This is a genomic window from Microcystis sp. M_QC_C_20170808_M9Col, from assembly GCF_007095495.1.
Lineage (GTDB): Bacteria > Cyanobacteriota > Cyanobacteriia > Cyanobacteriales > Microcystaceae > Microcystis > Microcystis aeruginosa.
Map to the genome: position 1 here is coordinate 45,903 of NZ_SFBZ01000324.1, position 9,182 is coordinate 55,084.

9 protein-coding genes and 2 pseudogenes are annotated in these 9,182 nt (G+C 43.3%); 5 read left to right on the forward strand and 6 right to left on the reverse strand.

Going from position 1 to position 9,182, the window contains the following annotated elements:
* Positions 1-86: 86 nt before the first annotated feature.
* Complete coding sequence (locus tag EWV68_RS20850) at positions 87-1,079, reverse strand: DNA cytosine methyltransferase (protein WP_287170912.1); 993 nt, start codon at positions 1,077-1,079, stop codon at positions 87-89.
* A gap of 113 nt (positions 1,080-1,192) precedes the next feature.
* On the opposite strand from EWV68_RS20850, the pseudogene EWV68_RS20855 reads away from it, so the two are divergent.
* From EWV68_RS20855 to EWV68_RS20875, 5 genes and pseudogenes are all read left to right on the forward strand, one after another.
* Positions 1,193-1,318 (forward strand): annotated as a pseudogene (locus tag EWV68_RS20855) (IS30 family transposase); the annotation flags it as partial.
* A 425-nt stretch (positions 1,319-1,743) separates the two neighbouring features.
* On the forward strand, positions 1,744-2,238 hold the full coding sequence (locus EWV68_RS20860; protein ID WP_287170913.1) for a response regulator transcription factor: 495 nt from the start codon (positions 1,744-1,746) through the stop codon (positions 2,236-2,238).
* 138 nt (positions 2,239-2,376) lie between these two features.
* Positions 2,377-4,104 carry a M6 family metalloprotease domain-containing protein gene (locus tag EWV68_RS20865; RefSeq protein WP_287170914.1) on the forward strand — a complete coding sequence of 576 codons (1,728 nt, stop codon included), beginning with the start codon at positions 2,377-2,379 and terminating at the stop codon, positions 4,102-4,104.
* Positions 4,105-4,135: 31 nt separating this feature from the next.
* Entirely contained in the window at positions 4,136-5,821 is a 1,686-nt protein-coding gene (locus EWV68_RS20870) for a DUF6345 domain-containing protein (RefSeq protein WP_287170915.1), read from the forward strand.
* Positions 5,822-5,905: 84 nt separating this feature from the next.
* Positions 5,906-6,343: a pentapeptide repeat-containing protein gene (locus tag EWV68_RS20875; protein ID WP_287170916.1), complete on the forward strand. Its 438-nt coding sequence runs from the start codon at positions 5,906-5,908 to the stop codon at positions 6,341-6,343.
* A gap of 452 nt (positions 6,344-6,795) precedes the next feature.
* On the opposite strand, the pseudogene EWV68_RS22185 reads toward EWV68_RS20875, so the two are convergent.
* The 5 genes and pseudogenes from EWV68_RS22185 to EWV68_RS20900 all read right to left on the reverse strand — a co-directional run bounded on the left by EWV68_RS22185 (position 6,796) and on the right by EWV68_RS20900 (position 8,670).
* Positions 6,796-7,239: pseudogene (locus EWV68_RS22185) on the reverse strand (type II toxin-antitoxin system RelE/ParE family toxin).
* On the reverse strand, positions 7,232-7,468 hold the full coding sequence (locus EWV68_RS20885) for a type II toxin-antitoxin system RelN family antitoxin (protein WP_002754695.1): 237 nt from the start codon (positions 7,466-7,468) through the stop codon (positions 7,232-7,234). The pseudogene EWV68_RS22185 and the gene EWV68_RS20885 overlap by 8 nt, the downstream one beginning before the upstream one ends.
* 58 nt (positions 7,469-7,526) lie before the next feature.
* A complete protein-coding gene (locus EWV68_RS20890; RefSeq protein ID WP_024969856.1) occupies positions 7,527-7,865 on the reverse strand; it encodes a HepT-like ribonuclease domain-containing protein in 339 nt (112 codons plus the stop codon).
* Positions 7,849-8,145 carry a nucleotidyltransferase family protein gene (locus EWV68_RS20895; RefSeq protein ID WP_106909158.1) on the reverse strand — a complete coding sequence of 99 codons (297 nt, stop codon included), beginning with the start codon at positions 8,143-8,145 and terminating at the stop codon, positions 7,849-7,851. The genes EWV68_RS20890 and EWV68_RS20895 overlap by 17 nt, the downstream gene beginning before the upstream one ends.
* A gap of 153 nt (positions 8,146-8,298) precedes the next feature.
* Positions 8,299-8,670: an endonuclease domain-containing protein gene (locus tag EWV68_RS20900; RefSeq protein ID WP_287170918.1), complete on the reverse strand. Its 372-nt coding sequence runs from the start codon at positions 8,668-8,670 to the stop codon at positions 8,299-8,301.
* Positions 8,671-9,182: the final 512 nt, after the last annotated feature.

A 9,182-nucleotide genomic window follows, 5' to 3' on the forward strand; every position in this document is an offset into this window, starting at 1 on the left:
CTAGGCTTTTACTGTCTATATAGGGAATTAAAAGCGTCTTGAATAATCACCACTATCTAAAACTCCTGAGTCGAAAATAAACTTAATTAAGTTGTTCGATTGAACGAGAATGAATTAGTTGATGCTTGAGCAACATCTAACAAAGACTCGATCACAGAATTAACCACAGCAGCTACGCAGGAAATCGCTACACTATTACCCGTTAATTTTCGCATAGTTTGATAACTGCCAACAATTTGATAATCATCGGGAAAACCTTGTAAACGTAGCATTTCCCTTGCTGTTAAGCGTCTTTTCCCATCCACTAACAAATAATTATAGGATGCTCCTGCTCGCAAGGCACAGGAATAGGGATAAGCGCTGACATTACCTCCTTTATTTTCGTGCCAGATGGTCGGTTCACTATAAGGTTTTTTTCCCTCTCTTTTCAGGAAGCGACTTTTTTGAATTCTTGCGGAAGCATAATAAAAATCCGAGACATTTTCTTCTAATATTTCCGTTAAAGTTGTTCTAGATAAAGCTGGTTTTGGCCAGATAAAACCCCGCGCTTCTCGGAAACCAACGATAAAAATCCGTTCCCGTTTTTGCGGTAAACCAAAATTAAGCGCATTCAAAACCCGATAATCGGTATAGTAATCTAAATCTTGCAAAGTATCGAGAATAACTTCTAAGGTTTTTCCCTGTTGATGTCCCTGCAATTGCTTGACATTTTCCAGAATAAATGATGCGGGTTGTTTGGCTTTTAAAATGCGGGCAATCTCAAAAAATAGCGTGCCTCTGGTATCTTCAAATCCCTTTAAATCACCACAAATACTAAAAGGTTGACAGGGAAATCCTGCCATTAAAATATCGTGATTGGGAATATCTAGGGCGGCGATTTCGGTAATATCTCCCTGGGGTTGGTCGCCAAAATTAGCGTGATAAATTGCCCGAGCGTCTTTATCTATATCACAGGAAAAGACACAATCAGATTCTAAGTTTTGTTGGCGACAAACTTGTTCAATAGCGACTCGAAACCCTCCCAAACCACAAAAAAGGTCAACAAAACGAATTTTCTGCTTATCTTTAAGTAAATTCATCGATCACATCCCTAGCAAGACCTGGATAATATCCTAACTTAATGGGGATAATTCATCACCTTATAGCACAGCTACGTCAAAAAATAAATCGAACTTTAGAGGTATTTTTAGCCAAGTTTGAGGAGGTAGAAAGAGCCGTAAACTTGATTAACAATCGTCCTCGAAAATGTCTTGACTATCGTAACCCGAATGAGGTATTCTATGAGGATAGAGCAGACAGTCATGTAATTCAGACTTGAATTGGCGTTTTATGAAAGGAAATTATAGTTAACAGGGGGCTGTTTTCAGGAATTCTGTCACTGCGACTGATGTTGATGACATAGATATTTTCTTGTTTGTTTCCTAATTTTCTGTTGCCTATTTGCTGCTTTCTAAAAGTACAGATATTCTGAGCAAGCACTAGGCCTTGAGATAAGAGCGTCACCACTAGGGCAGAAAGATGGATTTTGTGATAATTATTTGAATAGTGGAGAAATTTATGGGATTGATGCCAAAGCTCTCAGTAAGTTGTGATCGTTGTCTCGCAGCTTTGCTATCTAGCCCACAGAGAGAGCCAGAAAACAATAAAGACAAATATAATCAAATAAAAGCAATAACGCCACGATTACCCCAATTTTGCCAGCAGATAGGTTTAATAGTCATGGATATAGCTGGAAGCGTGCAAATGCTTACGGAACGATCTGAACAATTGCTGTACCAGTATTCCCTCTCCCATACCCCGAACACCTTACCAGAACCCTTGCAAAAGTGGTTTAAACATCCGATTGCCCGACTCTTAGCCAAGGATGAGCAAGCCTTTTCCTGTTCACCCTTACGCCTAGAACAAGAGGGACGACAGTTAATCATTTTTCTGATTCCCACTCTTATCGGAGAACAGTTTCTCCTAATCTTAGAAGAACAAGAACTGCCCTCTTTTTCGATTGCGGCCTTAGAATTGTTGGGACTGACTAAAAGGGAAGCAGAAGTGCTATTTTGGATTGCCCAAGATAAAAGTAATGCCGCCATAGCAAAAGTGATCGGATGTAGCGAAGGAACCGTGCGAAAACATCTAGAACATATTCACGGGAAACTAGGGGTACAAACTCGGACGGCAGCGGTTATAGTTGCCCTCGAAAAGTTGGGGCTACTGAAAGGGCAGATTGCTGCGATATCTTCATAATTCCCTACGCGGATCATCGTATTGTTAACCCAGAAAAATTTGATGATTATTGAAATTGTGCATTGTCCTGTACTTAGTTCTTGAACAGAGCTTCTCATCGAGAAAGCCAAAATTTCTTTGGCAAGGAGAATCAAATCTATGCCTACACCCTTTGTGAATGAGGAATTTACCTTCACCAATCCCGACGGCAGCACTATCCGGGTCAGGGGATCGGGAAACCAGTATTATGCTGTTTTTGAAACCCTAGATGGCTATACCGTGGTCAAAAACCCTGACAATGGTTTTTACACCTACGCCCAGCTTTCCGAAGACAAAAGCCAACTGATAGCCACCGATGGGATAGTCGGCCAAGTAGCACCCCAAAGCCTCGGCATCCAGCCCCATCTAAGCATCGAGACCGAGAGTGCCAAACAACAAGCTCAGAGCGCACCGATGCTACAGGAAGGGTTCAGTCAATGGCGAGTCCGTCGTCAGCAAAAAAAAACTCAGCTGCAGGGAATCAGTGCGACGACCAGTGCTGATGCCAGACCAACTTCAACAGTAACTGTGGGCAACTATCTGGGATTATGTATCTTGATTAAGTTTCCCGACGTTGCCGCCAGCATTTCCCAACAGGAAGTCAGCAACTTCTGTAACCTACCTGGTTACGCCGGATTTGGCAATAAAGGGTCAGTACGGGATTATTTCTACGACAACTCCCAGGGAAAATTAACCTATACCAATGTTGTCACCCAATATTACACCGCCGCCCATAATCGCTCCTATTATACCGATCCAGCGATCGACTATGGTACTCGCGCCCGAGAACTGATTCTAGAAGCCCTCAATTATTTGAAATCCCAAGGCTTTAACTTTAGTCAGTTGAGTAGTGATAGTAACGGCTTAATTTATGCCTTAAATGTCTTCTATGTCGGACCGCGGGTCAACAATTGGGCCGAAGGACTATGGCCTCATTCCTGGAGTTTAGCTTCACCCTACGATGTCGGGGGGGGCAAGAAGCTATACGACTACCAAATCACCAATATGGGTAGTGAACTGACCTTGCGTACCTTCTGTCATGAAAATGGTCACATGATTTGCGATTTTCCCGACCTCTACGATTATGGCGGTCAATCGGCAGGAGTGGGTAATTATTGTCTGATGTGTTACGGAGGCAATGATAAAAATCCCGTACAAGTTTGTGCCTACCTCAAAAATGAAGCCGGTTGGGCCAGCAAAGTGACAGCGATAACTCCAGGTCTTACCGCCAGTCTTGCTGCGGCCAAGAATGAGTTTTACCTCTACAGTAAGAACGCTAACGAGTATTTCCTGATCGAAAACCGGCAGAAAACTGGCCGGGATACATTCCTCCCCGATGCGGGCCTAGCCATCTGGCACGTGGACGAACAGAAGAATGGTAACGAGGAGGAACAGATGACTCCTAGCCAACACTACGAATGTTCCTTAGAACAGGCCGATAATCGCTTCGATTTGGAAAAAGACGTGAATGCTGGTGATAACGCCGACCTATTTCGAGCCTCCTATAAAACCGAGTTTTCCGATAGCACCAGTCCTGCTGGCAAATGGTGGGATGGTAGCAACTCTGGCCTAAAAATCGCCCAGATTTCTGCCGTTGGTGCCACGATGACCTTCACTGTCCCCGGCAGTGCTTGGCTAGAGAAAAAGCAGATTACCGGTTTGTGGATGATTAACCAAGAACGCAATGCGGCCGCCTATGTGGACGGCCTCGGCTGGCGCAAGATTGCCAGCGAGAGTGACAGTGTTTTCTTGGGGATGCTTGCCCTGTTGTCCGCCGCTAAGGAAAGAAAATTTCCCGTCAATCTGCGTCTAGAAAACAACGTGATTCAGGAAATTTACGTTTTTTAAAACTTTTTCAAGATTTAACGAGGAAAATACCATGACATTAACACAACCGACTCAAATTCCCCCCGCAGCTAACCTTCCTAAGTCCGAAACACCAGAAATTCCCGCCGTTCCTCTCTTGGCCGAAAACCCCCTCGGTCAGGATAGCAAAGATGGCCTGCGTGGCGGAGCGAATCTCTATGGCGGCTGTAGTATTGAAGTGGGCTGTGGTTGCTCCTTTGGCACCCTGCGCTATACCCATGAAGATGCCCAAGGCTGGTTAGACTATGTGAAAAAGTTTACCCCCTTAAACTTTTGGTATCAGGATTGTGGCGTACAACCCTGGCTTTACTACGAACCCTACGATGATTGGCAAGATACCTACGGGGTAGATGCGGTCATGGCCTTCTATCACTCTGGTCATGGCGGGATGGATGCCAATGGCGTGTTTTATCTACCGATGAGCAAACCGTGGGGTAACGAAGGTTGTACGGTCGTCTCTAGCAGTGATAAGTTAGTTTGGGCTAACGAGCGGGTCAGATACATTTTTCTGTCTACCTGTCTTTCCCTGCGGGTTCTGGGCGGTCACAACCCGATTCGCACTTGGCATCGTAGTAATCGCGGTTGGCGAATGCTCTTCGGCTATGAAACTGTTAGTTGGGATAATCCCAATTACGGCAAATTTTTCTGGGAAGAATGGAACAAGAATAAGTCTTTTAGTACCGCTTGGTTAGATGCTAGTTGGCGCATTGCCCACGACCAGGCCCCCTCGGTGGTGGCCTGCGGTGCCAGTGCGGATGAGGCGAAAAATCGTCTCTTTAATGAACGCTATTTTTCTCGCGAACGGGTCAGTAATGCTTGGTATTGGTGGCGATGGTACAATGTGGCTCGCAGTAGCCAACCACAACTGGTCTTACCCCAGCATCTCCTCGTCGGTCGTTTGCAACCCCTAGACGCTACTCGACCCGCTGCCCGCAGCCTAGGGGCACGATTTGGTCTTGACCTGGAAATCCCGTCAGAAGTTGGTAGTACCAGAAATGGCTCCTATCGCGTGGTGACGGGGGAACAAAGCATCGCCTACGGTAGTGATGGGTCAATTGATGTTCGTTTGGCAACTCCTAACCGTTATAATTACAACCCTTTGGCTATGGACAGCGCCCAAACCTTAGCCCAGGAGGCCGTCTGGCGTTACGGTCTTGACCAAGAAGTCCCAGTGGTGTTCGATCGAATTATCTTATCTTCCGAAGCCGGCGGTACGGCTAACGGTTCGGGACAATTGGACGGACCGTTTACTACTGGTGTGATTGTCCAATTCCGACAGTTGATTAATGGTGTCCCAGTGATTACCCCGGGGGCAGGTACGGTGCGAATTGCCCTGGATAATGATGGTACTGTCACCGATGTGCATTCATCAGTCCGCTCGCTCGAACAGTTAAGTAGTCGTCCTGTACGCTCTGCCAGTGCGCCGCCTCCCCAGGGTGATATCGCTCCTGTCTTAGCACCCGAACCTAGCAACTATGAGCAGTTACTAGCGGCAGAGTTTAGCCGACAATTGGCTTCCCTGTCTGCTCGCGGTGGCGCTGGAATGCCTCTAGAATTCACCACTGTACCCAATTCCACCGAGATTGGCTACGATATTGACGGCGATGAGGCGATTTTGATCGCCCGCAAAGCGATCGAAGTTAACTTTGGCAATGGTTATCGTAAACGTTATTGGGTTACTGTACCCTTGTTTGGTTAACTGCGATCGAATCCAGTTTTAATCATGTTAAGACGGGCAAGCTCCCCGTCTTGACAGGCTTTTTTACTTTTTCCTTGCTACACAATGTCTAGCGTCACCCGTCAACAACTGGAGAGCGCGATCAATGCTGGCTTCAAGATCGGCTTAAACGGTGAAAATTTACAAGGTTTGGATTTATCTGGTCTGAATCTCAGTGAATTTGACTTTAGCTATGCCAATCTAGAATCAGTTAACTTCCGGGGTGCCAATTTAAGCAAGGCGATTTTGTGGTCTGTGCAAGCGGCAAAAGCGAACTTTAGTCAAGCTAACCTTAGTGGGGCCAACCTCGGCACTGCCAATCTTAGTCAATGCAATCTTAGCGGTGCAATTCTCCGTCAAGCTAGTTTGTTAGGAACCAATTTGCAACAAGCGGATTTAAGCAGCGCCGATTTGCGTCTGGCTAATCTCCAAAATACCATCCTCACGGATATTATTTATAATGCTCAAACCCAATGGCCTGATGGATTCCGTTTTTTGCGGTAGGCCAAAATTAAGGTTCTTCGTTACTTGGTATGGTTCGATAGGGGGGCATAAATCGACTAAATCCTTATCTGGTAAGAGACTTAATTGATTAGTTCGCTCTAGATCAAAAACAATTGACAAAAATCGCTAAATGCCTTTCTATATAAGTGTTCCATCCCTTATAACAATTTGTTCAGTAAAGTTAAGTGTATTTGGGTTGTTATAGCGTTTCCCAATCTCATGAGGTACACCAAAATCTTAACTCCTGAATCCCGAATCCTGACTCCTGACTCCTCAAAACCTAAGACTCTGTACCTCACAACTATGGGAATTGCTATATTTTGTAATTTTACTGCTAACTCTAACAATGGTCCTAATTGTTCATCGGAGAGATTTTGTGTTACTAAAGATAGTTTTTGTTTAATATTCATGGGTGGTTAGTCCAATTAATAGCTGTTACAATTATAATCTGTTTACTGTTGTTCATAGTCTGTAATAATGCTTTGAATATCCTTTACCACCATATCAACTTGTTCAGATTTCGTGTAAATAGTTAACAGAATGATTGCCGTTGCAGTTTTGACGTAATAAATTAAACGGTATCCCCCACTTTTGCCTTTTTGAATATCACTATTTCGGACTCTCAACTTGAAGACAGTATAACCAATAAGCTGCCCGCGCATTTAAATTGCTTGTTGAGACGAGGCAAGAGGCAAGAGGCAAGAGGCAACAGTAAAGGGATTGGGGGAGATTCGGCTAATCTTAAGAATAAGTGCTTTAAATGATTCTCCTTGCTCAAGTTGTTCAATCATAGGTTGAATGTCATCTCGAATACTGCGATATTTCTTAGCAAGTGTGCGGAGATTTCGCTTGAATGTCGCCGAGGCTAAAACTTGAATTATCGGTTGATTAGTCATCTTCTAACCCTTCCCAAAGTTGAGAAACGGGAATAGTTTGTCCTGTCATGGCTTCATGCCAAGCTTGCCGAAAGTCTGCTAAAATTTCTGCTTGAGATGTATCTTGGGTTTCCTCCTCTGGGATGAGAATAATAACTTCTACACGGCTGTTTTTGTCTATGATTAAAGGATGATCTAGGGTGAGTTGTCCTTGTTCATCAATGGTTGCCATAACCTTGAGTGCTTTCATGTTTCTCTGCTTGAGTGGGTTAGTTCAATATCTAAATTATGCTAATTTTCCCAAAGTTTTACCTGATCAGAATCTTTTCTAGTTCTTTAACTAAAAATGGTAAATCATTTTTAACGGTATTCCAAACAATATCTTCATCAACATTTAAGTAATCGTGTACTACTTTACTCCGCATTCCGACGACTGCTTGCCAAGGAATTGTTGGATAATTCTCCCGAAAGTCTGGTGATACACGACGCGCTGCTTCTCCGATAATTTGCAATAAATGGGTGAGGGATAACCGTAAAAGTTCGTTATTATCAAAATCTTCTCGACTGACACCTTCTACAAAGCTAAGTGCTTTATTTGCTGTGTCAATCATGTGTTCAACATACACTTGATTATCTTTCTGCGACATAACACACCTCTGCTGTTGCTAAAACACGCTCACGAATATGATGATTAAGAGATTTGATGGTAACGAGATCAATAGTACGTCCATCAAATAATTGAGATAGTTCTTCTTGAATTTGATGAAGTTTGAAAAAACTGGGGGTAAAACCAAGTTCAAACTCAACGAGCAGATCAATATCACTATCTGCGGTAAAATCATCTCGTAAAACTGAACCAAATAAGGAAAGTTTATGAATATGCCAATGTTGGCAAAGTTGTGAGAGTTTTTCTTGAGGAATTTTCATATTTTTGTGTTCATCAGATTAGGTTTACTCCCAAGCTTTCTAGTTGTTGATTTATCCAAGCGGTTGCCGTTTCTTCATCGGTTTCTATCGCTTTTTCTACTCCTATTTTAGCAATTTCTAGGCGTTAAAATTTCCCCCCTTTTTAAGGGGGGATTAAGGGGGGATCGAAAGATTTAGCTGCTCACAAACCGCATCAAAATTTCTTAATACCTGCGAATTCGTGAATCTAATAACTTTTAATCCATAGCTTTCTAATCGCGCAGTTCTCTCTTTATCATAGGCTTTTCCCTCATCCGTAAAGTGAGTATCTCCATCAATTTCAATCACAAGTTTGAGGCTAGGGCAATAAAAATCAACAATGAAATGATCAATGGGGCGTTGTCTTAGGACTTTGAATTTGAAATTTTTTAGATAGGAATACCACAGCTTTTTCTCTGCTAAGGTCATGTTCTTTCGCAGTTCTTTCGCTCTGGCTACTAGGGCAGTATTATAAGGTAGATGAAAGTCGCTGTTGTTTAGGGTCATTGATCCCCCCTACCCCCCTTAAAAAGGTTCATTGATCCCCCCTACCCCCCTTAAAAAGGGGGGAAATGTCTAAGGATTCTAGTTGTTGGTTTATCCAAGCGGTTGCCGTTTTTTCATCGGTTTCTATCGCTTTTTCTACTCCTATTTTAGCAATTTCTAAGAGTTGACTTAAAAGGGAGATTGATGATTTTAATGAGTCAGAATCAGTGAGAATTAGCCGTTTATGATGCTGAGGATGCGTTTTTAAGGGTCAATCGTCTAGGGTTGTCCTTATTTCGGTTTTGGGGTGATGAGATTCATGAGCGTTTAATGGAGAATTTGAATAAATTTTTATGATGAGGTATCGTCATTGTTATCAGTTTTTTTACTTCGTAAATCTACCCATAGATGTCTTAAACCCACATTCCGCACCCTGGTCGTTGAAATCAAAAGTTGCTCTAGCCCTTGTATAGTAAGACTTTTAGCGATTACTAAGAATTATGAAGTGTCACACTCTAGTCAGCGATCGCCAG